This is a genomic window from Variovorax sp. H27-G14 (assembly GCF_046156345.1).
Classification (GTDB): domain Bacteria; phylum Pseudomonadota; class Gammaproteobacteria; order Burkholderiales; family Burkholderiaceae_C; genus Variovorax.
This window is the reverse complement of the sequence record NZ_JAYLVN010000003.1, coordinates 394046-416932: the sequence shown is the minus strand read 5'-3', so window position 1 is coordinate 416932 and position 22887 is coordinate 394046. Positions and strand designations below refer to the sequence as shown.

The following is a 22887-nucleotide window of genomic DNA, read 5'->3' as shown; positions in this document are numbered from 1 at the left end:
TCTAGCGCCGCCTTCAGAGCCGTGTCGTGAAGCAGTCGCCGTTCAGTCGGGTGCGGTGGTGCATGAGGGCTTCCGGCTCGATGGGTGAATCAGGCGGCCATCATCCAGGCGCGCGGCAATGCGGGCTTGGATGATCTTGCGATCTCCGCGGGCCGCCTTGCGAAAGCCGCTCGGTGACACGCCCGCGGCCCGGTGGAAGGTGCGCACGAAGTTGCTGAGGTCGGCAAAGCCGACGTCGAGCGCCACCTCGGTCACGGGTCGGCTGTCGTTGGCGGCCAGCAGCCGCGCGGCATGCCGCAGCCGCGAACGCACGAGGTACTGGTGCGGCGTGACGCCTAGCACCTGGGAGAAGACGCGCAGAAAGTGAAAGGAACTCAGGCCGGCCTGCGCCGCCGCGCCGTCGAGGCCAATGACTTGCGCGCAATGCGCGTCGATCCACATCGCGGCATCGACCGCGCGACGCCGGTAACGTGGCGTGGCGGTGGACTCCGTCGCGGGCTTGTTGCAGCCAGAGACAACTTCGATGAAACGGCTGGCGAACCACATGCCCAGCTCGTCGAGCCCGACATCGCCCTGCCCTTCGGCCGCGGCCTGCGCGAGCTCGCCGATCACCACCAGCTCGGCCAGCGGCGGCAGGCCGCCCGCGCGCCACGCCTTCGGGTCGCCGCCAATCAGCTCTACGAAGCCCGGCGACAGATGAAACGCCAGGCACTCGTCTCCGCACACATGGTTGTCGTGCGTGCACATGTACTCGTCACCGGGGTGGCCCACGAGCACCGAGCCGGTCACCAGCTCATAGCCTCGACCGCGCGTGCGGTAGCCGAAGCTGCCCTTGCGCACATAGGAGAGCGAGTGGCCCTCGTGCAGTTCGGTGAAGGGCTTGGCGTCGGGCCCTGCGTCGCAGCAGTAGCTGAAAACGCGCAAGGGCTCGGTCTGCAGCTCGGTGGTGACGCGCATGGCTTTCGCCTTTGGAGCGGCACCCCGAGGCGCGGCGTCAGTCGACGGTCTGCATGGCCTGCCACACGCGCGCGGGGCTCAGCGGCATGTGCAGGCGCGGCGCGCGCGTGGCCAGGCCGTTGCGGGCAAAGGCATCGGCCACCGCATTGACGATGGCCGGCGTGGCGCCGATGGTGCCGAGCTCGCCCACGCCCTTCACGCCCAGCGGGTTGTTCTTGCAGGGCGTCGACTCGTCCATTTCCATGTTGAACATGGTGTCGACGATGTCGGCGCGCGGCGCGGCGTAGTCCATCAGGCTGCCGGTGACGGGCTGGCCGGTTTCGTTGTCGTACACCACCTGCTCGTACAGCGCCTGGCCAATGCCTTGCACCGCGCCGCCTTCGAGCTGGCCGCGCACGATCATCGGGTTGATCACGCGGCCCACGTCGTTCACCGAGCTGTACGCCACCACGCTGATTTCACCGGTCGGCGGATCGACCTCGATCTCGCAGATGTGGCAGCCGTTGGGCCATGTGGGGCCGGCCACGGTGCTGGTGGAGTCGACGAAAATTTCGCGCTCGGGCTGCTTGCCGGCCAGCGTGAACAGGTCGAGCTCGAGGTCGGTGCCCGCCACGGTGAAGACGCCGCGGCTGTAGGTGATGTCGTCGATGGCGGCTTCGAACTCTTGCGCGGCAAGTTCGCGCGCCTTGTCGATGGTGCGCTCCGCGCCGACACGCACGGCCGAGCCGCCGGTGAACAGCGAGCGAGAACCGGCGCTGCCAAAGCCGTCACCGCGGTCGGTGTCGCCCAGCACCACGCGCACCTTCTCGATGGGCACGCCGAAGGCATCGACCGCCAGTTGCGCGAGCGAGGTCGAAATGCCCTGCCCCATTGCGTTGACGGCCGAGAACACCTCGATCACGCCGTCGGCCTGCACCGAGACCGTGACGCGTTCTTCGAACACGTTGCCGCCCGTCCACTCCAGAAAGGTGGCAATGCCCAGGCCGCGGTGCTTGCCGTTGCGCGCCGACTCGGCGGCGCGGCCCTCGAAGCCTTGCCAGTCGGCCAGCGTGAGCGCCTGGTCCATCACCGACTCGAAGTTGCCGGTGTCGTAGGTCTGCGCCATCGGGTTCTTGTACGGCATCTGCTCGGGGCGAATAAAGTTGCGCCGGCGCAGCAGGATGCGGTCGATGCCGGTCTGGCGCGCGGCCTCGTCCATCAGCCGCTCGATGGTGAAGATGGCCTCGGGGCGGCCCGCGCCGCGGTAGGCGCCGGTGGGCGCGGTGTTGGTGAGCACCGCCTTGAAATGGAAGTCGATGGTCTGGATGTCGTAGACGCTGGTCTGCACCCAGGGGCCGATGAGCAGCTGAATGGCCACGCCGGTGCCCGTGGCGTAGGCGCCCACGTTGGCAAGCGTGTTGATGCGCAGCGCCAAAATCTTGCCGTTGGCGTCGAGCGCCATCTCGGCGCGCGCCTCGATGTCGCGGCCGTGCGCGCTCGAAAGAAACTCCTCGCTGCGGTCGGCCACCCACTTCACGGGGCGCTCGACCTGCAGCGCGGCATAGGCGACCGCGATGTCCTCTGGGTAGGCGCCGGTCTTCATGCCGAAGCCGCCGCCCACGTCGCCCACCATCACGCGAACCTTGTCCTTGGGAAGGCCGATGGCCGCGCACACGGAATCGCGAACGCCTGAGGGCATCTGCGTGCTCATGCGGATCGTGAGGCGGCCGGTTTCGGCGTCGCGCGCGGCAAGCACGGAGCGCGGCTCGATGGTCAGGGCCACCACGCGCTGGTTGTTCACGTCCAGGGCCACCACGTGGGCGGCCTTGGCAAAGGCGGCAGTGGCGTCAGCGCTGCTGCCATGGCGCATTTCGGCGGCGATGTTGCCGGTGGCTTCCTCGCACAGCAAGGGAGCGCCTTCGGCCGTGGCGCCTGCAAGGTCGACCACCATGGGCAGGTCTTCGTAATCGACCACGATGGCTTCGACCGCGTCGCGCGCCTGCTGGACCGTATCGGCCACCACCGCCGCCACCGCCTCGCCCACGAAGCGCGCGCGCTCGTGCGCCATGGCAAGGCGCGGCGGGCTCGCGCTGTCGCTGCCGTCGGCGCGCTTGAAGCCCGCGGCACCGGGCATGGCCTTGACGCCGGCCTCGGCCATTTCGGCGCCGGTGATCACGCGCAGCACGCCCGGCATGGCCGCGGCGGCGCTGGTGTCGATCGACAGGATGCGGGCGTGGGGGTACGACGAGCGAAGGAAAACGAGATGCGCCTGGTTCGGCAGCGTCACGTCATCGGTGTAGATGCCGGCGCCGGCCAATAGGCTGGCGTCCTCGAGGCGGCGCACCGCCTGGCCGCTGCCAAAGCGGAAGGGATTGGGTTCAGTGGTCAACGTGGTCCTCTTGTGCTGATCCCCGCGCAAAGCAGCTGTGCCTGCTGGATCCGCTGTGGTAGTGCGAATGCAAGCTGAGCACTATATGGTTTTCGACGGGTCTTGTGGGGCGTGTGTGGGGGGTGTCTTGGGGGGGTGTCGCCGCGATCGTGGCAGCACCCCGAGCCCGCGTCTGTCGGACAGACCCGGTGCATACGCAAATTCATTGCTGCCGGATTCGGTTTTCAGAGAAGCCGTGTATACCTAGAGCCATGCGACAACTGCCCTGGCTCGAACCCGGAGATGCCCTCCCAGACCCCGCCTCGGCCTGGGGAACGAGCGACCCTGTGCCTGGTCTGCTGGCGGCAGGCGGCTCGCTCGACGTCGATACTTTGATGCAGGCCTACAGCCACTGCGTCTTTCCTTGGTTCAGCGAGGACCAGCCCATCCTGTGGTGGAGCCCTGACCCGCGCATGGTGCTGCGGGTGGCCGACTTCAAGCTGCACCGCTCCCTGCGCAAAACCCTGTTGCGATTCGCAGACACCCCGGGCTGCGAGGTGCGCATCGACCACGATTTCGAGGCCGTCATCGGTGCCTGTTCGCGTTCGCCGCGCGTGGGCCAGTCGGGCACCTGGATCGTGCCGGACATGGTGCGGGCCTATACGAATTTGCACCTGGCGGGCCACGCCCACAGCGTGGAGACGTGGATCGACGGCAAGCTGGCCGGCGGCCTCTACTGCGTGGCGCTGGGCGGCGCGGTGTTCGGGGAATCGATGTTCACGCGCCAGCCGGACGCCTCCAAGATCGCGCTGGCAGCGTTGGTGTCGGTGTGCCGCGAATACGGCGTGCAAATGATCGACTGCCAGCAGAACACGGCACACCTGGCCAGCCTTGGCGCGCGCGAGATGGCACGCAAACGCTTCGTCGCGCACGTGGCTTCGGCGCGACAGCAGGAGGGCCCACGGTGGCGATTCGACCCCGTATACTGGCTCGGCCTCCTTTCCGCGCGACCTCCTTCTTCTCCCGATGTGACGACGTGACGCACCTCAAGGACCTTCCGCTTCACACACTGCAGTTCTATGCGACGGCGCCCTATCCCTGCAGTTACCTGCCGGATCGCCAGGCCCGCTCGCAGGTGGCCACGCCCAGCCACCTGATCCACAACGACGCGTACTCCGACCTGGTGCTCAGCGGCTTCCGTCGCAGCGGCATGTTCACCTACCGGCCCTACTGCGACGGCTGCCGCGCATGCATTCCGCTGCGGGTGCTGGCCAACAGCTTTCGCCCCACGCGCAGCCAGCGCCGCGCGGTGAAGCAGCATTCAGATCTGCAGGCGCGCGTGCTCAAGCTGTGCTTCATGCCCGAGCACTACCAGCTCTACCTGCGCTACCAGAACGGTCGGCACGCGGGCGGCGGCATGGACCACGACAGCATCGACCAGTACACGCAGTTTCTGCTGCAGAGCCGCGTCAATTCGCGGCTGGTCGAGTTCCGCGAAACACTGCCCGATGGCAGCACGGGCGCACTGAAGATGGTGTCGATCCTCGACGTGCTGAACGACGGCATATCGGCCGTCTATACGTTCTACGAGCCCGATGCCCGTGCCGCGCAGGACGACGGGTCGAGCGGTGGGCCGACGTCTACCGCCTACGGCACCTACAGCGTGCTGTGGCAGATCGAACAGGCCCGCAAGCTCGGGCTGCCGCACGTCTACCTCGGCTACTGGATCGAGCACAGCCCGAAGATGAACTACAAGGCGCGCTTCTCCCCGCATGAAGTGCTGGTCGACGGGCATTGGCAGGCACCAACTGATTTCACAAGGTAAAATGGCGTCCGGTCTTCACCGCAAAGCGCCATGAGAAAAAACCAATCCGACGTTCCCGCCGTTCCCGTGATCCAAGTGATCGAGCGCATGTTCTCGCTCATCGATGTGCTGGCATCCCGCGAAGAGGCCATTTCGCTGAAGGAGATCAGCGAAAAGACAGGGCTTCACCCTTCGACAACGCACCGCATCCTCAATGATCTGGCAGTCGGGCGCTTTGTCGACCGGCCCGAGGCCGGCAGCTACCGGCTGGGCATGCGCCTGCTGGAGCTGGGCAACCTGGTGAAGGGCCGCCTCAATGTGCGTGACGCCGCCCTTGGCCCGATGCGCGAGCTGCACAAGCTCACCCAGCAACCCGTCAACCTCAGCATGCGCCAGGGCGACGAGATCGTGTACATCGAACGCTCTTACAGCGAGCGCTCGGGCATGCAAGTGGTGCGCGCCATTGGCGGCCGTGCCGCCCTGCACCTGACCTCTACCGGCAAGCTGTTCCTGGCCGCGGACGACCCGCAGCGGGTGCGCAGCTATGCCACCCGCACCGGGCTGGCCGGCCATACGCGCAACAGCATCACGCAACTGCCGGCGCTGGAGCGCGAGCTGTCCAAGGCGCGCCAGTACGGCATCGCCCGCGACAACGAAGAGCTCGAGTTGGGTGTGCGTTGCATGGCCGCAGGCATCTACGACGACCAGGGCAAGCTGGTGGCGGGGCTGTCGATCTCCGCGCCGGCCGATCGGCTGGACGAAGGCTGGCTGCCCAAGCTGCAGGCCACGGCCAACGAAATTTCGGGCGCGCTGGGGTTCAGGGACGGCATGGCGGCAACGCCTGTGCCGAGTAATGGCGCATCGGGTGCATCAAGCGCATCGGCCACGGGCGCCGCCTGAGTCACCGTCGCTCGCGCCCTCCCGCAAAAAGCAAACAGGCCCTGAGAAGGGCCTGTTTTTCGTTGGGAGTCTGTCGACTCCCAATCAGCCGGCTTGGTAAGCCGCAACGTTGCGCGAGGCTGCCGGCGAACCGGCGGCATGCGTGGCCTCGACCCAACGGCGAACGCGCTCGGCGTCTGCAATGCGGCTGAACTTGCCGGCCGAATCCAGGAACACCATGATCAGCTTGCGGCCGGCCACGCGGGCCTGCAGCACGAGACATTGGCCAGCTTCGGAGATGTAGCCGGTCTTCTGCACGCCAATTTCCCAGTCCGGGCTCTTCACGAGGCGGTTGGTGGTGTTGAACTGCAGCATGCGATTGCCGACTTCCACCTGGTATTCAGGCGACGTGGACAGCGAACGCACCGTGGCATCGGCATAAGCGGCGTTAACCAGCAGCGCCAGGTCTTGCGCGCTCGACTGGTTGCGGCTCGACAGGCCGGTCGGCTCCACGTAACGCGTGTCCTTCATGCCGAGCATCTTGGCCTTGGCGTTCATGATGCTCACGAATGTCGAGAGGCCGCCCGGGTAGGTGCGACCCAGTGCGTGGGCGGCGCGGTTTTCGCTCGACATCAGCGCCAGGTGCAGCAGTTCACCGCGCGACAGCGTGGTGCCGACCGTCAGGCGCGAGCTGCTGCGCTTTTCGGTGTCAACGTCGTCCTGCGTGATAGTGATCAGCTCTTCATTGGGCAGGTGCGCCTCGCTGATGAGCAGGCCGGTCATGAGCTTGGTGAGCGATGCAATCGGCAGCACGGCGTGGTCGTTCTTGCTGAACAGCACTTCATGCGTGTCCTGGTCGATGACCAGAGCAACGCTCGACTTCAGGTCGAGCACGTCTTCGGTGCCATGCAGGCCGGCCATCTGGCCGAAAGACTGGCGGGCCGGGGCTTCGACGCGCACCACCGAGCGGCGCTGCACGGCCACTACGGTCTTGCCGTTTTTCCTGGACAGCGTGGCCACGACGTTGCGGCCACCGCGCACGACCTTTTCTGCTCTTTCGGGCTTTTCAGCCCGGCCGGCACGCGCCGTCTTGGACGAAGCAGTGCGCTTGGCTTCCACCGGCGCAGCACCCTTCGCCTTCTTGGCGACGGCGGTCTTGGCGGCGGTGGGCTTTTCTTTTTTCGCTGCCTGGGCGCCGGGCAGCAAAAACGCCGTGGCACAGAGCGCGACGGCGATGAATCGGAAGGCGGGTAAAAACCGCTGGCTGGAAACTCGGCGGAGACGGGCTTCAGGCATTAATAAATCTCCAGCGGCGACAAACAAGGACCGCAGTGTATCGAAATCAAAAAAGGCACGCAATATCAGTTACTTGCATCCTCTTCTTCAATCGAATAGCAAGGAGTGCCTGAAAACCTAACCTTGTGCCGCAACTTTCTCAGCTTGGCTCTGTAACTTGTTGAGCGCACTCAAATAAGCCTTTGCCGAAGCGACCACGATGTCGGGGTCTGCACCCACACCGTTCACCACCCGCCCTGCATTTTGTAACCGGACTGTAACTTCTCCCTGGCTTTCCGTCGAGCCGCTGATGGCGTTTACAGAGTAAAGAACCATCTCGGCACCGCTGTTGACGTGCGACTCGATGGCCTTCAGGGAAGCATCAACCGGGCCATTGCCGTCGGATTCGCCGGTGACTTCCTTGCCATGCACGGTGAACACGATCTTGGCCTGAGGGCGCTCGCCGGTTTCGCTGTGCTGGGAGAGAGAGACGAAAGCAAACTGCTCACCAACGTTCGACACCTCCTCCGCGCTGACGAGCGCGAGGATGTCTTCGTCAAAAATCTCAGACTTGCGGTCAGCCAGTTCCTTGAAACGCAGGAAGGCGGCATTGATGTCACCTTCGCTCGCCATCGTCACGCCAAGTTCCTGCAGGCGCTGCTTGAACGCATTGCGCCCGCTGAGCTTGCCCCGCACGATCTTGTTGGCGGCCCAGCCCACGTCTTCGGCGCGCATGATTTCGTAGGTATCGCGCGCCTTGAGCACGCCGTCCTGGTGAATGCCCGAAGCATGCGCAAAGGCATTGGCCCCCACCACGGCCTTGTTCGGCTGCACGACGAAGCCGGTGGTCTGGCTCACCATGCGGCTCGCGGCCACGATGTGCTGGGTGTCGATGTTGACCTCGAGCCCGAAGTAGTCCTTGCGGGTCTTCACCGCCATGACGACTTCCTCGAGCGAACAGTTGCCCGCGCGCTCGCCCAGGCCGTTGATGGTGCACTCCACCTGACGCGCGCCGCCAATCTTCACGCCGGCCAGCGAGTTGGCCACGGCCATGCCCAGGTCGTTGTGGCAATGCACCGACCAGATCGCCTTGTCGCTGTTGGGAATGCGCTCGCGCAGCATCTTGATGAAGTTGCCGTAGAGCTCGGGAACGGCGTAGCCCACGGTGTCGGGCACGTTGATGGTGGTGGCGCCTTCGTTGATGACGGTCTCCAGCACGCGGCACAGAAAGTCCGGGTCGCTGCGGTAGCCGTCTTCGGGGCTGAACTCGACGTCGCCCATTTGGTTGCGCGCAAAGCGCACGGCGAGCCTGGCCTGCTCGTGCACCTCGTCGGGCGTCATGCGCAGCTTCTTTTCCATGTGAAGCGGCGAGGTCGCAATGAAGGTGTGGATGCGTCCGCGGGCCGCGCCCTTCAGGGCTTCGGCCGCGCGCGCAATGTCGCGGTCGTTGGCGCGCGAAAGGCCGCACACCGTCGCGTCCTTGATGGCGCTCGCAATGGCTTTCACAGCCTCGAAGTCGCCGTTCGAACTGGCGGGAAAGCCCGCCTCGATGACGTCGACCTTCAGCTTCTCCAGCAGCTTGGCGATGCGCATCTTCTCGTCGCGCGTCATGGAGGCGCCGGGCGATTGCTCGCCGTCGCGCAAGGTGGTGTCGAAAATAATGAGTTGGTCGGTCATCGTGGCTGTCCTTTGTTCGTTCCACCTGGCGCGTCAGGCGCGGGTTGGTTCGCCAGGGTCAATTGACTCAGGCGACCTCAACCGCCGATTGTGCGCTGTGCGCGCCGCGGCCCCGAGCACGCAGCACGCCCGAGACAATCGCCTTCAGCGACGCCGTGGTCACGTTCGCATCGATGCCCACGCCGAACAGCGTCTGGTTCTCGTCCACGCGCAATTCGAGGTAGGCCACCGACTTGGCATCGGCGCCCGCGCCAATGGCGTGCTGGTGGTAGTCCATCACGCGCACCGCGTGGCCGGTGGCCTTGCTCAGGGCTTGCGTGAAAGCATCGATGGGGCCGTTGCCGCGGCCTTCGATGATGCGCACTTCGCCGTCCCACACCAGGTCACCGCGCAGCACCACCGAGGCAGCGGCGCCCTCGCCTTCTTCCTCGATCACACGGTTTTGCAACGACTGCGCGGTCTCGATGCCGTATTCGCGCACGAACAGCTGCCAGAGGTCGGCGGCCGTGAGCTCCTTGCCCGCAACGTCCATCACGCCCTGCACGGTCTGCATGAATTCCATCTGCAGGCGGCGCGGCATTTCGATGCCGTATTCGCTCTCGAGCAGATAAGCCATGCCGCCCTTGCCCGACTGGCTGTTCACGCGAATCACGGCTTCGTAGCTGCGGCCCACGTCCTTCGGGTCGATCGGGAGATAGGGCATGTCCCAGATGTCGCCTTCCTTGCGCGCGGCAAAGGCTTTCTTGATCGCGTCCTGGTGCGAGCCCGAGAACGAGGTGTAGACCAGGTCACCCACATACGGGTGGCGCGGGTGCACGGGAAGCTGGTTGCAATGCTCCACCGTGGCGCGAATCTCGTCGATGTTCGAGAAATCGAGTTCGGGCGACACGCCCTGCGTGTAGAGGTTGAGCGCTACGTTCACGAGGTCGAGGTTGCCGGTGCGTTCGCCGTTGCCGAACAGGCAGCCTTCGATGCGCTCGGCGCCCGCCATCAAGGCCAGCTCACCGGCCGCGGTGCCAGTGCCGCGGTCGTTGTGCGGGTGCACGCACAGCACGATCGAATCGCGACGCGCAAGGTTGCGGTGCATCCACTCGATCATGTCCGCGAAGATGTTCGGCGTGGAATGCTCGACGGTGGTCGGCAGGTTGACGATGCACTTGCGCTGCGGTGTCGGTGCCCACACGTCGGTCACCGCATCGACCACGCGCTTGGAAAACACGACGTCGGTGCCCGAGAACATTTCAGGCGAGTACTGGAAGGTCCACTGCGTGTTCGGCTGCTTGGCGGCGAAGTCGTTGAACATGCGCGCATGGCTGCTGGCGAGCTCGACGATCTGGTCTTCGTCCATGCCGAGCACCACGCGGCGCATGACCGGAGCCACAGCGTTGTAGAGGTGCACGATGGCGCGCGGCACGCCTTGAAGCGCTTCGAAGGTGCGTGCAATGAGGTGGTCGCGCGCCTGCGTCAGCACTTGGATCGTCACGTCGTCGGGAATGCGGTCTTCCTCGATGAGCTTGCGCACGAAGTCGAACTCGACCTGCGAGGCAGAGGGGAAACCGACTTCGATTTGCTTGAAGCCAATGGCGACGAGCGTTTCGAACATGCGCATCTTGCGCGCAATGTCCATGGGTTCGACCAGTGCCTGGTTGCCATCACGCAGGTCGGTCGACAGCCAGATGGGCGCCTTGGTCAGCACGGCATCGGGCCAGGTGCGGTCCTTGAGGCCGATCGGGGCGAATGCGCGGTATTTGCTTTGAGGTTGCTTGAGCATGTCGATTCTCTGTGATGGTTGGCAATCAACCAGCAACCCCAAAAACAAACGGCCCGTTGCTGGTGCGAACGGGCCGTGGTGAGGGATTAGCGCGTGCGCTACCGTCTCCGCCCGTGAGGGAGGGCTAGTAGGGTCAGCAGCGAAATCTGGGTCATGAGGGTTGCGAATGTAGCACAGCCTTCGCGGGCCTGTGAAGGCCCGGCGGGTCAGTTGTGCAGCCCCCGCTCGTCGGGCTCTTCTGTCGACGTGCTGATCACGCTCGCGGGCTGGCCCTTGGCCTTGCGCCACCCGTACACCACATAGCCGCTCAGGCCGTAGATGACGAACAGGCTGAACAGCACGGTGGGCGGATGGATGTTGATGACCGCGATGCCCAGCGCGATGAGCACGATCGCGGCAAAGGGCACGCTCTTCTTCATCTGGATGTCCTTGAAGCTGTAGAACGGCGCGTTCGTGACCATCGTGAGGCCCGCATACAGCGTGAAGGCAAAGGTAACCCAGGTGATCTGCGTCCACGAGAGGTACAACACCTCACCGCCGCGCTTGCCCCATTCGTCCACGAGCCAGATGAAGCCCGCCACCAGAGCCGCGGCCGCGGGCGAAGGCAGCCCCTGGAACCAGCGCTTGTCGACCACGCTCGTGTTCACGTTGAAGCGCGCCAGCCGCAGTGCCGCGCATGCGCAGTACACGAAGGCCGCGATCCAGCCCCAGCGCCCCAGGCCCTTGAGCGACCACTCGTAGGCGATGAGCGCCGGCGCGGCGCCAAAAGACACCATGTCGGACAGCGAATCCATCTGCTCGCCGAACGCGCTCTGCGTGTTGGTCATGCGGGCAACGCGCCCGTCCAGGCTGTCGAGAATCATCGCGGCGAACACGCCGAGCGCCGCGAGGTCGAAGCGCGCGTTCATGGCCATCACGACCGAATAGAAACCGCCGAACAGCGCTGCGAGCGTGAACAGGTTCGGCAGGATGTAGATGCCCTTGCGGCGTTTGCGCGGTTGCACCTGGTCGGGAACCGTATCGTCATGCATTGAAATTGCCTCCGTCCCTCATGGGCACTGCGCGGTCAGCTATCCATTCGATAGCATCTAGGTCTGTGGGTCGCATGGCTTGCAGTGTAGTTCAGGGACCTTGGCGGCCCCTGCAAACAAAAGGGCCACCGCAACGGGTGGCCCTTGGGAAAAGGTGCCGGAGCACCTCTCGCATTTCGGCGCGAAGATCAGTTGCGGGTCTGGTCGACCAGCTTGTTCTTCTTGATCCAGGGCATCATCGCGCGCAGCTTTTCGCCGACGACTTCGATCTGATGCTCCGAGTTCAGGCGACGACGGCTGATGAGCGTCGGCTGGCCGGCAGCGGCTTCGAGCACGAAGCTCTTGGCATATTCACCGGTCTGGATGTCCTTGAGCACTTGCTTCATGGCCTTCTTGGTCTCGTCGTTCACGATGCGCGGACCCGTGACGTACTCGCCGTATTCGGCGTTGTTCGAGATCGAGTAGTTCATGTTGGCGATGCCGCCTTCATAGATCAGGTCGACGATGAGCTTGAGCTCGTGCAGGCATTCGAAGTACGCCATTTCAGGCGCGTAGCCGGCTTCCACCAGCGTTTCGAAACCAGCCTTGATCAGCTCGACCGTGCCGCCGCACAGAACCGCTTGTTCGCCGAACAGGTCGGTCTCGGTTTCTTCGCGGAAGTTGGTCTCGATGATGCCGGCCTTGCCGCCGCCGTTGGCGGTGGCGTAGCTCAGCGCGAGGTCACGCGCCTTGCCGGTCTTGTCCTGGTGCACGGCCACGAGGTGGGGCACGCCGCCGCCTTGGGTGTACGTGCTGCGCACGGTGTGACCCGGGGCCTTGGGGGCGACCATCCACACGTCCAGGTCAGCGCGCGGTTGCACAAAGCCGTAATGCACGTTGAAGCCGTGCGCGAAGACGAGCGAAGCGCCTTCCTTGATGTGCGGGGCCACGTCGTTCTTGTAGACGTTGGCGATCTGCTCGTCGGGCAGCAGGATCATGACCACGTCGGCCGACTTCACGGCGTCAGCCACTTCGGCGACCTGCAGGCCGGCCTTGCCGACCTTGTCCCACGAAGCTCCACCCTTGCGCAGGCCGACCACGACCTTGACGCCGCTGTCGTTCAGGTTTTGCGCGTGCGCATGACCTTGCGACCCGTAACCGATGATTGCGACCGTCTTGCCCTTGATGAGGCTGAGGTCGGCGTCCTTGTCGTAGTAAACCTTCATGATGCGTCTTTCCTATTTAGTCTCGATGCACCCCCTGAATGGGGGTGCGTTCACTCACAGTTGGCCGGAAGAATTCCGGTCCTTCATTTGCTGATTGATAGACACGAGGTTGTCGTGAATGCGGAACAGCAGGATCAGCAATTCGCTATAGACGCGAACCATGATCGCGCCGAAGACGAGGATGCCGATGGCCGGCAGGATGTTCCCTTGAAACAGGGACACAGCGGTCATCACCACCACACCCAGCAATCCGAGGAAATACAGTATCCGGATGATGATCGGCGTCACCATCTTGTCGAATCCCAGCAAGTCTTGCATTCACCTTCTCCTCATGTATTGATTAACGTTGGAACTAAGGGGATCTTCACCCCCTACACGCGCAGGATGCGCTCGCCGCGCCCGATGCCGCTGGCACCGGTGCGGACAGTCTCGAGGATAGCGCTACGCTCGATCGCTTCCAAGAAAGCGTCGTTCTTGCCGTGGTCGCCGGTCAATTCGATGGTGTAGCTCTTGTCGGTCACGTCGATGATGCGGCCGCGGAAAATCTCCGCCATGCGCATCATTTCCTCGCGCTCCTTGCCGACCGCGCGCACCTTCACCATCATGAGCTCGCGCTCGGTGTAGGCACCTTCGGTGAGGTCGACGACCTTCACCACTTCGATCAGGCGGTTCAGATGCTTGGTGATCTGCTCGATCACATCGTCCGAGCCGTTCGTGACGATGGTCATGCGCGAAAGACTCGGGTCTTCCGTGGGCGCCACCGTCAGCGATTCGATGTTGTATCCGCGGGCCGAGAACAGGCCCACCACGCGGGAAAGAGCACCTGGCTCGTTTTCCAGCAGCACCGCAATGATGTGTTTCATGTTTGCGTGACTCCTCTTTTCGCCGCCCTCCCCCGCGCACGGTAATGCGCAGGCTCGGCGGGCAATAGATTCGTCAGTGAAAGTTGCGAGAAAGAAATGCCCCGAAGATCAGAGATCTTCGGAACCCAACAGCATCTCGGTGATGCCCATGCCGGCCTTCACCATCGGGAACACGTTCTCGGTGGGGTCGGTACGGAAATCCATGAACACCGTGCGGTCCTTGAGCTTGCGTGCTTCGCGCAGCGCGGGCTCCACGTCTTGTGGACGCTCGATCAGCATGCCAACGTGGCCATAGGCCTCGGCAAGCTTCACGAAGTTGGGCAGCGCGTCCATGTAGCTGTGGCTGTAGCGGCCGGAGTATTCGATCTCCTGCCACTGGCGCACCATGCCCAGGTAGCGGTTGTTGAGCGAGCAGATCTTGATCGGCGTGTTGTATTGCAAGCAGGTGGAGAGTTCCTGAATGCACATCTGCACCGAGCCTTCGCCGGTGATGGTGAACACTTCCGAATCGGGCTTCGCAAGCTTGATGCCCATGGCGTACGGAATGCCCACGCCCATGGTGCCGAGGCCACCCGAGTTGATCCAGCGGCGCGGCTCGTCGAAGCGGTAGTACTGCGCGGCCCACATCTGGTGCTGGCCCACGTCGGACGTGATGTACGCGTCGGCGTCCTTGGTCATGTTCCAGAGCGTCTCGACCACGTACTGCGGCTTGATGACGTCACCATTGCCATGGTCGTACTTGAGGCAATCGCGCGAGCGCCAGGCCTCGATGGTCTTCCACCAATCGGAGAGCGCGCCGGCGTCGGGCTTGGTGGTGCTCTCGCGGATCATCGAGATGAGTTCGGTGAGCACGTCCTTCACGTCACCGACGATTGGAATGTCGACCTTCACGCGCTTGGAGATGCTCGACGGGTCGATGTCGACGTGAATGATCTTGCGTTCGTTCTGCGCGAAGTGCTTGGGGTTGCCGATCACGCGGTCGTCGAAGCGCGCACCCACGGCCAGCAGCACGTCGCAGTTCTGCATCGCGTTGTTGGCTTCGATGGTGCCGTGCATGCCCAGCATGCCAAGGAACTTGCGGTCGCTCGCCGGATAGGAGCCCAGGCCCATCAGCGTGTTGGTGACCGGGTAGCCCAGCATGTCGACCAGCGTGCGCAGCTCGTTGGTGGCGTTGCCGAGGATCACGCCGCCGCCGGTGTAGATGTACGGGCGCTTGGCGGCCAGCAGCAGCTGCAGCGCCTTGCGGATTTGCCCGCCGTGGCCCTTGCGCACCGGGTTGTACGAGCGCATGTCGACCTTGTCGGGATAACCGGCGTACGGGGTCTTCTTGAAGGAGACGTCCTTGGGCACGTCCACCACCACCGGGCCGGGACGGCCGCTGCGTGCGATGTGGAAGGCCTTCTTCATCGTCATGGCCAGATCCTTGGGATCCTTGACGAGGAAGTTGTGCTTGACGATGGGGCGGGTGATGCCGACCGTGTCGCATTCCTGGAAGGCGTCGAGGCCGATGGCTGCGGTTGGCACCTGACCCGAGATGATCACCATCGGGATCGAGTCCATGTACGCAGTGGCGATGCCGGTGACCGCATTGGTCAGGCCGGGGCCGGAGGTGACCAGCGCCACGCCGACTTCGCCGGTCGCACGCGCATAGCCGTCCGCCGCATGCACGGCCGCCTGTTCGTGGCGCACCAGCACGTGCTGAATGGTGTCTTGCTTGTAGAACGCGTCGTAGATGTACAGAACCGCGCCACCGGGGTAGCCCCAGATGTACTGGACGCCTTCGGCCTGCAGTGCCTTGACCAGCACTTCAGCGCCCATGAGTTCTTGCGTAGGATTGCCAGCGCCTGAAGACGCGGCTGCTGCGGAAGCGATTTCCGCCTTGGAGATTTCCATGATCAACCTTTGTTTATTTCGGGAACGAAATACCTTGGGTGCCCCTTGCCAACCCTTGTGAGGCCGCGCCAGGACTTGAGGCCATGGCCATGAGCGGACTGATGTTCCGCCGGACCTTGACCCGTTTGCCTTTTGACTTGCAGCGCGCATTATGGCATTTCCCGCCGTTCAGATTCGCTTCAGCTTGACTGTAAAGCGACAAAGGCATAATTCGCGGCGACAAACCTCCACGATAGCTAGACCCCCTTCCCACGTGGCGCGCCCAACGCGCCCCCTCTCGCTTGGCCACTGAACAAGAACTCTCCGACTTCCTGAAAAGCGTCGAACGACGCGCTTTCAAGCGCTCGGTTTATCACGTGCGGGACGAAGAAGCTGCGCTCGATATCGTGCAGGACAGCATGATGAAGCTGGCGCAGCACTACGGAGACAAGCCGCCCAACGAGTTGCCGATGCTGTTCCAGCGCATCCTGTCGAACTGCACGCTCGACTGGTTTCGCCGTCAGAAGACCCGCCGCGCCCTTTTCTCCAACCTGAGCGACTTCGATTCCGTCGACGACGACGGAGATTTCGACTTGCTGGAGAACTTCGTCTCTCCAACCGACTCTAGGGAAACGGAGAGCGCCGAAGACACGACCCGCCGCGCCCAGATCTTCCACGAAATCGAGGAACAGATCGCCGCTTTGCCGGGCCGTCAACGCGAGGCTTTCCTGATGCGTTACTGGGAGGAGATGGACGTCGCAGAGACGGCCGCCGCAATGGGCTGCTCCGAAGGCAGCGTCAAAACCCACTGCTCGCGAGCCGTTCACGCTCTGAGCAAGGCGCTGAAGGCAAAGGGAATATCGCTATGAACACGAAGGTTTTAACTACATCATCCGCAGCGGCCGAAGACCGCTTCGGCGAACGCGTAAGTGCCCGCCTGTCGGTCGGCAACCGCGAGCTGCCCCATGACATCGGCGAGCGGCTGCGCGTTGCACGCGCCCAAGCCGTGGCAGCGCGCAAGCTGGCCCCGCAGCTGCGAACCGCGCCCGTAGTGGTGAAGTCGGGCCACACCATGACGCTGGGTGGCAGCTGGTGGACCCGCATCGGCTCGGTGGTGCCCTTGATCGCTCTCGTGGCCGGCCTCATCACCATCAGCGTGATGCAGGACGACGACCGCGCCAGCGAACTGGCCGAGGTGGATTCCGCGCTGCTGACGGGCGATCTGCCCCCCGCCGCCTACACCGACCCCGGTTTCGCCCAATTCCTGAAGGCCGACAGCGCCTCCGACTGAACTTTCACCGCCTGAAATTCTTCACCGACCGAATGCGACGCCGTTCCTCCCCCAGCGCGAACATTCCCCATCCGACGCGCCCGCTCCAGGCGGGCGCCGTCATTTGGGCGGGCGCGCTTGCAGTCGCAGCCTTCGGCTTGACGCTGGCTCATGCCCAACCCGGCACCGAGGCAACAACCAAGTCGACAAATGGCACAGCCGCGGCTACGGCCGCCACCTCGAGCGCCAGCAGCCCAAAGGCGGTTTCGACAACCAAGCCCCTGTGGAGCGAACTCACCGCTGAACAGCAACAGGCGCTGAAGCCCCTGAGCGTTCACTGGAACACGCTGAACGCATTGCAGAAGAAGAAGTGGCTGGCGCTGTCGCGCAACTTCTCCAGCATGGCAGCGGACGACCAAGCCACCCTGCACAGCCGCATGATCGAATGGGCCGCGCTGAGCAACCAGCAGCGCACCCAGGCGCGGCTGAACTTCGCCGAGGTCAAGCGCATCCCCGCGGACGAGCGCAAGGCCAAATGGGAGCAGTACCTGGCCCTGAGCGAGGAAGAAAGGCGCAAGCTCGCCGAGCGCGCCCCGGCCAAGCCACGTGGCGCGGCCATTCCCGTGCGACCGGTGTCGTCGCAGAAGCTCGTGCCGGTGCCGGCCGTCACCCCGGCTGGCCAGCACACGCCCCGCATTCTGCTGGCGCCGCCCGCGCCCCTTTCGACACCCGCCACGATCATGGTGTCGTCGCCGCTTGAACGGGCATCTGCGGCCACGGCCACGCCGGCGGTTTCCGTCGTGCCCGCCGCACCCGCGCCGTCCAACGTGACATCGCCGCCGGTTCCGGCCGAAGCCCAGGTGCCCGCACCGGCCGACGTGCCCGCCTCGTCGCCCTGACGCAAAGTCTCGATGGTTTCCAGCTCACCCCAGGCTTCTGGGTCGAATCAGCCTCTCTTGCCTGTCGAACCTGAAACCACCGCTCCTGTTTCGATAGCCGCAGACGTTCCCGGCCTCTGGCGCCGCATGGCCTGCTGGCTCTATGAAGGCATGCTGCTGTTTGCGGTGGTCTTCGTTTCGGGCTGGCTGTTCAGCACGCTGGGCCAGATGCGCGACGCCATGGATTCGCGCCGGCACCTGTTCCAGGCTTTTCTTTTCATCGTTTTCGGCGTGTACTTCGTCTGGTTCTGGGCCACGGGCCAGACCCTCGCCATGAAAACCTGGAACATCCGAATCGTCGACGTTCACGGCCGGCCCGTCACCCAGCGCCGGGCGCTGGCGCGCTACCTGTTGAGCTGGATCTGGTTCCTGCCGCCGCTGGCCGCCATCGCGCCCTTCAAGCTGTCGGGCGGCGAGTCGACCGTTCTTGTCTTCGGCTGGGTCGCCGTCTGGGCCCTGCTTTCACGTTTTCACCCCGAGCGCCAGTTCTGGCACGACGCCTGGGCCGGTACACGGCTCATCACCTCCCAACCGATGAGTCGCCGATGAGTGCCTTGCCCAATCTTCCCGATCCCGCCGTCAACCCACAGAAGGCGCGCAAGGGCTTGGAGCGCGTGTTCCACGCCACGCTCATTTCGCTGCAGGGCCTGCGCGCCGGCTGGAGCGAGCCCGCGTTCCGCCAGGAAGCGATCCTGTCGATGGTCATGATCCCGGTCTCCTTCTGGCTTGGCCGCAGTTGGGTCGAGGTAGCGCTGCTCGCCGGCAGCGCCATGCTGGTGATGATCGTGGAGCTGCTCAACACCGCCGTGGAAGCGGCCATCGACCGCATCGGGCCCGAGTGGCACGACCTGTCCAAGCGCGCCAAGGACATGGGCAGCGCCGCCGTGCTGCTGTCGCTCACGCTGTGCGCGAGCATCTGGGTGACGGCGCTGTGGCAGCGCTTCATGTCATGAGAAGGCCTGCCGCCTGCGGCATGATGGCGGGATGAATCCTGAATTTTCGATCTGTGTGTATTGCGGCTCGCGCCCCGGCGAGGGTCCCGAGTTTTCCCTGGCCGCGCAAGCGGTCGGCCAATGGATCGGCCAGCATGGCGGCCAGTTGGTCTACGGCGGTGGCCGTACCGGCCTGATGGGCACCGTGGCCGACGCCACTCGCCTGGCTGGCGGCCGCGTGGTCGGCATCATTCCCAAGGCGCTGGTCGACAAGGAACTGGCCAACCCGCTGTGCGACGAACTCCATGTGGTCGACACCATGCACGAGCGCAAGGCCATGATGGGCGAGCGCGCCGATGCCTTCGTGGCCCTGCCGGGCGGCATCGGCACCTTCGAGGAGCTGTTCGAGATCTGGACCTGGCGCCAGCTCGGCTACCACGACAAGCCGACCGGCATTCTCAACACCGCCGGCTACTACGACGGCCTGCTGAGCTTCCTGGCGCACAGCGTGCGCGAGGGGTTCATGGGCGAATGGCAGATGGAACTGATCCGCACCGGCACCGAAGTGACCGAGCTGCTGACCGCGCTGCGCGCCGAAGTGCCGCTCCATCCGCACAAAGACCGGCTGTCTGAAAACCTCTGACGCCCACGTCTGAAAAAAGCCCCCATCACTGGGGGCTTTTTTGTTTCAGACCGCGTTTTCGTTCTCTTCGCCGGTCCGGATGCGCACGATGCGGTCGACGCTGGTGACGAAGATCTTGCCGTCGCCGATCTTGCCGGTGCGCGCGGAGCTGACGATGGCCTCGATGCAGCGCTCCACATCGGCCTCGTTCACCACCACCTCGACCTTCATCTTGGGCAGGAAGTCGACCACGTACTCGGCGCCGCGGTAGAGCTCGGTGTGTCCCTTTTGTCGGCCGAAGCCCTTGACCTCGGTCACGGTCAGGCCGGTGACGCCCACTTCGGCCAAGGCCTCGCGCACGTCCTCGAGCTTGAAGGGTTTGACGATGGCGGTGATCTGCTTCATGGTTTTTGTGCTCCGGCGGTTTCGTTGAATTTGCTGGTGATAGGGTAACGCCAATCCTTGCCGAAGCTTCGATGGGTGACCCGGATGCCTACCGGCGCCTGGCGCCGCTTGTATTCGTTGATCCTGATGAGCCGCGCAACCCGCTCGACCACCGCGCGCTCGTAGCCCGCGGCAATGATCTCGTCGATGCCCTCGTCGTCCTGCATGTAGCGTGCCAGGATGGCGTCCAGGATGTCGTAGGGCGGCAGGCTGTCCTGGTCGGTCTGGTCGGGCCTCAGCTCCGCACTGGGCGGGCGCGTGATGATCCGCTCGGGAATCGGTTCGGTGCCGGTGCAGTACGGGTCGTGCGCGTTGCGCCAGCGCGCCAGGGCGAACACCGTGGTCTTGAGCAGGTCCTTGATCACCGCGAAGCCGCCGGCCATGTCGCCGTACAGCGTGCAGTAGCCGGTGGCCATTTCGCTCTTGTTGCCCGTGGTGAGAACGATGGAGCCGAACTTGTTCGACAGCGCCATCAGCAGCGTGCCGCGAATGCGGGCCTGGAGATTTTCCTCGGCTGTGTCCTCGGGCAGGCCATTGAATTCGTCGGCCAGCGCGCCCTTGAACGACTCGAAGGTGTCCTTGATGGAAATTTCGTCGTAGCGCACCTCCAAGCGGGCTGCCATGTCGCGCGCGTCGATCCAGCTGATGTCCGCGGTGTAAGGCGAAGGCATCATCACCGCGCGGACCCGGTCCTTGCCCAGTGCATCGACTGCGATGGCAAGCACCAATGCGGAGTCGATGCCGCCCGACAGCCCCAGGATGGCGCCCGGAAACCCGTTCTTGCCGATGTAGTCGCGCACGCCCAGCACCAGGGCGTCCCAGAGCTGGGCGTCGGCGTCGCGCGGCGGCGCAATGGCGCCAGGCTCGGCCACGAAGCCGAAGCTGCCCTGCGGCGATCGCTCCAATTGCGTAAAGACCAATTTCTCCTGAAAACTCTCGGCCTGCATCGCCAGCGCACCATCGGCCTGCAGCGCGAAGGAGGCGCCGTCGAACACCACTTCGTCCTGCCCGCCCACCAGGTGCGCGTAGACCAGCGGAAGGCCCACAGCCCGCGCCCGCTCGGCCATGCGCGCGACGCGTTCGCCCTCCTTGCCCACGTGGTACGGCGAGGCATTGATCACCGCCAGCACCTCGGCACCGCCTGCGCGGGCCAGCTCGGCCGGTTGGTCGAACCAGGCGTCTTCGCAAATCAGCAGGCCGACCGACACGCCGCCGGCCTCGAACACGCAGGTACCCTCCCCCGGCGTGAAATAGCGGCGCTCGTCGAACACCTGGTAGTTGGGCAGCTCGCGCTTGGCGTAGGTCTCCAGAATGCGGCCTTCCGTGATGACGCTGGCCGCGTTGTGCCTCAGCTGCACCGCCACCGAACGGCTGCGCAGACTGCCTCCCGTGGGATGCCCCACCACCACGACCATGTCTTTGAGGTCGGCCAGCGCAGAGGCAATGCCTTTCACGGCATCATCACAGGCTTCGGTGAAGGCGGGACGGAGGAACAGGTCCTCCGCTGCATAGCCGGCAATCGAGAGTTCGGGTGTCAACAACAGGCGCGCGCCCTGTGCATGGGCCTGGCGTGTGGCGTCGACGATCTTTTTCGCGTTGCCGACGAGGTCGCCCACCACAAAATTGAGTTGCGCGATGGCGAGCTTGAGCGTCATACAGAAGGAAGAAAAAGGCTTGAACGATTATGTCATTCGGGTTTTGTCGTCGCCGTCGGACGTGAGCCCGCAAGCCTGGAACGCGCTGCTCGCCGCCCAGGCCGAGCCCTCGCCTTTCATGCGCCACGAGTATCTTGCGGCGCTCCACGACAGCGGCAGCGCCACGCCCGACAGCGGATGGACGGCCCAGTTCGTCACGCTGTGGCAAGGCGATGTATTGCATGCGGCGTGCCCGTTCTACATCAAGGACCATTCGTACGGCGAGTACGTGTTCGACTGGGCCTGGGCCAATGCCTATGAACAGCACGGCCTGGCCTACTACCCGAAGGCCGTGGTCGCCGTACCGTTCACACCGGTGCCCGGCGCGCGTCTGCTGGCGCGCGACGCCCCAAGCCGCACGTTGCTGGTGCAGGGCCTCATTGCTCTGTGCAAGCAGGAGAAGCTGTCGTCGCTGCACCTGCTGTTCGGCGCCGACGCCGACATTGCCGCCTGCGCTGAAGCGGGCCTCATGCTGCGCAACACCGTGCAGTTCCACTGGACGAATGTGGCCCCCACGCTCGGCAGTGACGAAGTGTCCTCGCTGCCCCCCGATGAGGCACCTTTCGTTTTGGGGCGGCCCGGCGGCGAAACCAGCTATGCGGACTTCGACGCCTTCCTTGCCAGCCTCTCGCACGACAAGCGCAAGAAGATTCGCCAGGAGCGCCGCAAGGTGGCCGACGCGGGCGTGAGCTTTCGCTGGTCGCGCGGCACCGACATCGCCAAAGCCGACTGGGACTTCTTCTACCGCTGCTACGAGCGCACCTACCGCGAGCACGGCAACCCGCCCTACCTCACGCGCGACTTCTTCCGGCGCATGGCCGACACCATGCCCGAGGCCTGGCTGCTGTTCGTGGCCGAGCGCGATGGCAAGCCGATGGCCGCGAGCCTGATTGCGTTGTCGACCCAGCCTGACGCGCCACTGGTGGCCTACGGCCGCTACTGGGGCGCGCTGGAGCGTGTCGATTGCCTGCATTTCGAGGCCTGCTACTACCAGCCGCTGGCCTGGTGCATTGCGCATGGCGCGTACCGCTTCGAAGGCGGTGCCCAGGGCGAGCACAAGATGGCGCGCGCATTGATGCCGGTGAAGACCACCAGTGCCCACTGGCTGGCGCATCCGTCGTTCGCCGATGCGGTGGAGCGCTTTCTGGAGCGCGAGGGCGCGGGCATCGAGAACTACATGGACCACCTGGGCGAACGCAGCCCGTTCAAGGCCGCCTGAGCGACTGCTGATCGCCACGAGATCGACGCCTGATCACCCCCTGATCACTGCTTGCACACGGCCCCCAACCCGCCATGCCGGGCTGCT

23 protein-coding genes are annotated in these 22887 nt (G+C 64.5%); 11 read left to right on the top strand and 12 right to left on the bottom strand.

All coding sequences use genetic code 11. The annotated features are described in order from the left end of the window. Positions 1 to 42: 42 nt before the first annotated feature. Together VLK31_RS10965 and VLK31_RS10960 are read right to left on the bottom strand one after the other, a co-directional pair. Positions 43 to 957, bottom strand: coding sequence for a helix-turn-helix domain-containing protein (locus tag VLK31_RS10965; RefSeq protein ID WP_409168424.1), 915 nt, complete (start codon positions 955 to 957; stop codon positions 43 to 45). 37 nt (positions 958 to 994) lie between these two features. Next, on the bottom strand, positions 995 to 3325 hold the full coding sequence (locus VLK31_RS10960; protein WP_409168423.1) for a xanthine dehydrogenase family protein molybdopterin-binding subunit: 2331 nt from the start codon (positions 3323 to 3325) through the stop codon (positions 995 to 997). 251 nt (positions 3326 to 3576) lie between these two features. Here VLK31_RS10960 and aat point away from each other — a divergent pair, with 251 nt between their 5' ends. Genes aat through VLK31_RS10945 form a run of 3 tightly spaced genes read left to right on the top strand, consistent with a single transcriptional unit; the run spans position 3577 to position 6008 of the window. After that, complete coding sequence (gene aat / locus VLK31_RS10955; RefSeq protein WP_409168422.1) at positions 3577 to 4344, top strand: leucyl/phenylalanyl-tRNA--protein transferase; 768 nt, start codon at positions 3577 to 3579, stop codon at positions 4342 to 4344. Continuing rightward, the gene (locus tag VLK31_RS10950; protein WP_409168421.1) at positions 4341 to 5129 is read left to right on the top strand and encodes an arginyltransferase; all 789 of its coding nucleotides are present in this window, start codon (positions 4341 to 4343) and stop codon (positions 5127 to 5129) included. Before aat ends, VLK31_RS10950 begins: the two co-directional genes overlap by 4 nt. A gap of 30 nt (positions 5130 to 5159) precedes the next feature. Then, on the top strand, positions 5160 to 6008 hold the full coding sequence (locus VLK31_RS10945; RefSeq protein WP_409168420.1) for an IclR family transcriptional regulator: 849 nt from the start codon (positions 5160 to 5162) through the stop codon (positions 6006 to 6008). An 84-nt stretch (positions 6009 to 6092) separates the two neighbouring features. Here the strand turns inward: VLK31_RS10945 and VLK31_RS10940 are convergent, their stop codons facing one another. Beyond that, positions 6093 to 7106 (bottom strand): serine hydrolase, encoded by a 1014-nt coding sequence (locus tag VLK31_RS10940; protein ID WP_409168419.1) that lies wholly within the window; start codon positions 7104 to 7106, stop codon positions 6093 to 6095. Between VLK31_RS10940 and VLK31_RS10935 the strand changes: the two genes are divergently transcribed. After that, a complete protein-coding gene (locus tag VLK31_RS10935) occupies positions 7096 to 7404 on the top strand; it encodes a hypothetical protein (RefSeq protein ID WP_409168418.1) in 309 nt (102 codons plus the stop codon). The two genes, VLK31_RS10940 and VLK31_RS10935, sit on opposite strands and share 11 nt — an antisense overlap. On the opposite strand, the gene VLK31_RS10930 is transcribed toward VLK31_RS10935, so the two are convergent. From VLK31_RS10930 to VLK31_RS10900, 7 genes are all read right to left on the bottom strand, one after another. Then, positions 7401 to 8939, bottom strand: coding sequence for a 2-isopropylmalate synthase (locus tag VLK31_RS10930; RefSeq protein ID WP_409168417.1), 1539 nt, complete (start codon positions 8937 to 8939; stop codon positions 7401 to 7403). The genes VLK31_RS10935 and VLK31_RS10930 overlap by 4 nt on opposite strands. Positions 8940 to 9006: 67 nt before the next feature. After that, on the bottom strand, positions 9007 to 10710 hold the full coding sequence (gene leuA / locus VLK31_RS10925; RefSeq protein WP_409168416.1) for a 2-isopropylmalate synthase: 1704 nt from the start codon (positions 10708 to 10710) through the stop codon (positions 9007 to 9009). A gap of 206 nt (positions 10711 to 10916) precedes the next feature. Continuing rightward, entirely contained in the window at positions 10917 to 11741 is an 825-nt protein-coding gene (gene pssA, locus VLK31_RS10920; protein WP_409168415.1) for a CDP-diacylglycerol--serine O-phosphatidyltransferase, read from the bottom strand. Between the two features lie 188 nt (positions 11742 to 11929). After that, positions 11930 to 12946: a ketol-acid reductoisomerase gene (gene ilvC, locus VLK31_RS10915; RefSeq protein ID WP_409168414.1), complete on the bottom strand. Its 1017-nt coding sequence runs from the start codon at positions 12944 to 12946 to the stop codon at positions 11930 to 11932. Between the two features lie 54 nt (positions 12947 to 13000). Then, positions 13001 to 13264, bottom strand: coding sequence for a DUF4282 domain-containing protein (locus tag VLK31_RS10910; RefSeq protein ID WP_409168413.1), 264 nt, complete (start codon positions 13262 to 13264; stop codon positions 13001 to 13003). A 53-nt stretch (positions 13265 to 13317) separates the two neighbouring features. Further along, positions 13318 to 13809, bottom strand: coding sequence for an acetolactate synthase small subunit (ilvN, locus tag VLK31_RS10905; RefSeq protein ID WP_116907439.1), 492 nt, complete (start codon positions 13807 to 13809; stop codon positions 13318 to 13320). 108 nt (positions 13810 to 13917) lie between these two features. Next, positions 13918 to 15702 carry an acetolactate synthase 3 catalytic subunit gene (locus VLK31_RS10900; protein ID WP_409168412.1) on the bottom strand — a complete coding sequence of 595 codons (1785 nt, stop codon included), beginning with the start codon at positions 15700 to 15702 and terminating at the stop codon, positions 13918 to 13920. 281 nt (positions 15703 to 15983) lie between these two features. Between VLK31_RS10900 and VLK31_RS10895 the strand changes: the two genes are divergently transcribed. The 6 genes from VLK31_RS10895 (at position 15984) to VLK31_RS10870 (ending at position 19464) form a co-directional block, all read left to right on the top strand. Further along, a complete protein-coding gene (locus VLK31_RS10895) occupies positions 15984 to 16550 on the top strand; it encodes an RNA polymerase sigma factor (RefSeq protein WP_409168411.1) in 567 nt (188 codons plus the stop codon). Continuing rightward, on the top strand, positions 16547 to 16972 hold the full coding sequence (locus VLK31_RS10890) for a DUF3619 family protein (RefSeq protein WP_409168410.1): 426 nt from the start codon (positions 16547 to 16549) through the stop codon (positions 16970 to 16972). The genes VLK31_RS10895 and VLK31_RS10890 overlap by 4 nt, the downstream gene beginning before the upstream one ends. Positions 16973 to 17109: 137 nt before the next feature. Beyond that, the gene (locus VLK31_RS10885) at positions 17110 to 17850 is read left to right on the top strand and encodes a DUF3106 domain-containing protein (RefSeq protein WP_409168409.1); all 741 of its coding nucleotides are present in this window, start codon (positions 17110 to 17112) and stop codon (positions 17848 to 17850) included. A gap of 12 nt (positions 17851 to 17862) precedes the next feature. Then, positions 17863 to 18438, top strand: coding sequence for an RDD family protein (locus tag VLK31_RS10880; protein WP_409168408.1), 576 nt, complete (start codon positions 17863 to 17865; stop codon positions 18436 to 18438). Continuing rightward, positions 18435 to 18842 (top strand): diacylglycerol kinase, encoded by a 408-nt coding sequence (locus VLK31_RS10875; RefSeq protein ID WP_409168407.1) that lies wholly within the window; start codon positions 18435 to 18437, stop codon positions 18840 to 18842. The genes VLK31_RS10880 and VLK31_RS10875 overlap by 4 nt, the downstream gene beginning before the upstream one ends. 31 nt (positions 18843 to 18873) lie before the next feature. Then, positions 18874 to 19464, top strand: a complete 591-nt coding sequence (locus tag VLK31_RS10870) for a TIGR00730 family Rossman fold protein (RefSeq protein ID WP_409168406.1) — start codon at positions 18874 to 18876, stop codon at positions 19462 to 19464. 45 nt (positions 19465 to 19509) lie between these two features. Here VLK31_RS10870 and VLK31_RS10865 read toward each other — a convergent pair whose 3' ends face one another. Both VLK31_RS10865 and VLK31_RS10860 read right to left on the bottom strand, forming a co-directional pair. Beyond that, entirely contained in the window at positions 19510 to 19848 is a 339-nt protein-coding gene (locus VLK31_RS10865) for a P-II family nitrogen regulator (protein ID WP_116907431.1), read from the bottom strand. After that, a complete protein-coding gene (locus VLK31_RS10860; protein WP_409168405.1) occupies positions 19845 to 21542 on the bottom strand; it encodes an NAD+ synthase in 1698 nt (565 codons plus the stop codon). The genes VLK31_RS10865 and VLK31_RS10860 overlap by 4 nt, the downstream gene beginning before the upstream one ends. Before the next feature lie 19 nt (positions 21543 to 21561). Here VLK31_RS10860 and VLK31_RS10855 point away from each other — a divergent pair, with 19 nt between their 5' ends. Next, complete coding sequence (locus tag VLK31_RS10855; protein WP_409168404.1) at positions 21562 to 22800, top strand: GNAT family N-acetyltransferase; 1239 nt, start codon at positions 21562 to 21564, stop codon at positions 22798 to 22800. The last annotated feature ends 87 nt before the right edge of the window (positions 22801 to 22887 follow it).

Coding starts and splice junctions, on each gene's coding strand:
- VLK31_RS10965 (WP_409168424.1), bottom strand. CDS start 957: ATGCGCGTCACCACCGAGCTGCAGACCGAGCCCTTGCGCGTTTTCAGC.
- aat (WP_409168422.1), top strand. CDS start 3,577: ATGCGACAACTGCCCTGGCTCGAACCCGGAGATGCCCTCCCAGACCCC.
- VLK31_RS10945 (WP_409168420.1), top strand. CDS start 5,160: ATGAGAAAAAACCAATCCGACGTTCCCGCCGTTCCCGTGATCCAAGTG.
- VLK31_RS10930 (WP_409168417.1), bottom strand. CDS start 8,939: ATGACCGACCAACTCATTATTTTCGACACCACCTTGCGCGACGGCGAG.
- leuA (WP_409168416.1), bottom strand. CDS start 10,710: ATGCTCAAGCAACCTCAAAGCAAATACCGCGCATTCGCCCCGATCGGC.
- pssA (WP_409168415.1), bottom strand. CDS start 11,741: ATGCATGACGATACGGTTCCCGACCAGGTGCAACCGCGCAAACGCCGC.
- ilvC (WP_409168414.1), bottom strand. CDS start 12,946: ATGAAGGTTTACTACGACAAGGACGCCGACCTCAGCCTCATCAAGGGC.
- VLK31_RS10910 (WP_409168413.1), bottom strand. CDS start 13,264: ATGCAAGACTTGCTGGGATTCGACAAGATGGTGACGCCGATCATCATC.
- ilvN (WP_116907439.1), bottom strand. CDS start 13,809: ATGAAACACATCATTGCGGTGCTGCTGGAAAACGAGCCAGGTGCTCTT.
- VLK31_RS10900 (WP_409168412.1), bottom strand. CDS start 15,702: ATGGAAATCTCCAAGGCGGAAATCGCTTCCGCAGCAGCCGCGTCTTCA.
- VLK31_RS10890 (WP_409168410.1), top strand. CDS start 16,547: ATGAACACGAAGGTTTTAACTACATCATCCGCAGCGGCCGAAGACCGC.
- VLK31_RS10880 (WP_409168408.1), top strand. CDS start 17,863: ATGGTTTCCAGCTCACCCCAGGCTTCTGGGTCGAATCAGCCTCTCTTG.
- VLK31_RS10875 (WP_409168407.1), top strand. CDS start 18,435: ATGAGTGCCTTGCCCAATCTTCCCGATCCCGCCGTCAACCCACAGAAG.
- VLK31_RS10870 (WP_409168406.1), top strand. CDS start 18,874: ATGAATCCTGAATTTTCGATCTGTGTGTATTGCGGCTCGCGCCCCGGC.
- VLK31_RS10865 (WP_116907431.1), bottom strand. CDS start 19,848: ATGAAGCAGATCACCGCCATCGTCAAACCCTTCAAGCTCGAGGACGTG.
- VLK31_RS10860 (WP_409168405.1), bottom strand. CDS start 21,542: ATGACGCTCAAGCTCGCCATCGCGCAACTCAATTTTGTGGTGGGCGAC.